This window comes from Legionella bozemanae, from assembly GCF_001648595.1.
In the GTDB taxonomy this organism is placed as follows: domain Bacteria; phylum Pseudomonadota; class Gammaproteobacteria; order Legionellales; family Legionellaceae; genus Legionella; species Legionella bozemanae.
Map to the genome: position 1 here is coordinate 1 of NZ_LBAW01000074.1, position 1,200 is coordinate 1,200.

A 1,200-nucleotide genomic window follows, 5' to 3' on the forward strand; every position below is an offset into this window, starting at 1 on the left:
CAACGATTTATAAAGCTGTTGAAGCTTTTTCCATTTATGCTGTATTTCTTGATTATCTAACACTTGGATTACTTTATCACCCTGGACTCTAACTTGATGAATTTCATTCCATGTATTATCAAAATAAGTCTTATCTTTTGGGTCTCCTGTCATTGCCCAATGCTCCAAGATGTCTTGGGATTGATAAATTTGGGCATCAAGAATAGGAGGTAAATTCTCATTTTGAATTTTATGATTCAAGTGGATTATATAGTTTACTTTAGGCACTAAAAGCATAATCAATATTAATAAAGGTAATCCAAGAGTCATAAATCCAATAAACAATCGAGTGCCCAATGGAATCACAAAACGTCGTGGGATTGCATCAGTGTTCATTACCGCCTCCTATTCAGCACGAGATCTTAAAATCCCTCTGCACATTATCGCCTCACTAAATTCTTTAATAGAATTTTTCAGGTAGCTATTCCAAAAATCATACAAAATGACCTGTATTTTGCTTAAGTCAGCATGTTCAATTAATTTAAAAATCGGAATCGATTTCTTTAATATTCCATACCTCATTGTCTATAATGTGTAATAAGCTCATACAGAAAGAAAATATATATGACAAAACATATCTTATTAAAAAATTGGAGATGCTGTCTTTTAATTTCTGTCACTTTATTATGCTCCTGTGAACATTATGTCTCTAAGAATGACCCCAAAAATAATACATCCGTTAATAAATCGTTCATTGGATATCATCCTCATGGACATGGACATGGACATCATTAATTCATTGACATGACAAAGAAGAGAAATTTGCTCATTCAGAAATCATATCAATGCAATTGAAACGATACTCCATGAAAAAAAATAGCTGCCAAGATTAGGAGTATGATTAAAAAAGAATAAAAGTGGATGGTTTTCTTATGTTTTTTGAGAAAAACCAAAACACCCACAAGCACAATACTCAACAACCCTAGCAGTACCCAAATCCAAAAATTCATTTCCATCCTTAGTGTTCCTGAACTTTCTTATTCTTATAATGTAATTCATGCACATGCTCCCCATTACCGCCAAAATCCCCAACATACTGACTTTCAGAATGCATCTCCTTAACAGTTGATTGAGTCGAAGCACATGACACTAACCCCACTCCAAAAAAAATAATGCTCATTCTTAAAAAAAGTCTCAAACCCAATATAGTTCCTGTTTTCA

General features: G+C 33.1%; 1 protein-coding gene and 1 pseudogene. Both read right to left on the bottom strand.

The genetic code is table 11. From position 1 onward, the window contains the following. Positions 1-375, bottom strand: a pseudogene (locus A8O27_RS18065) (methyl-accepting chemotaxis protein); the annotation flags it as partial. Between the two features lie 622 nt (positions 376-997). Next, positions 998-1,200, bottom strand: a 203-nt coding sequence (locus tag A8O27_RS19160; protein ID WP_064115167.1) for a hypothetical protein, incomplete at its 5' end; no start/stop codon positions are given.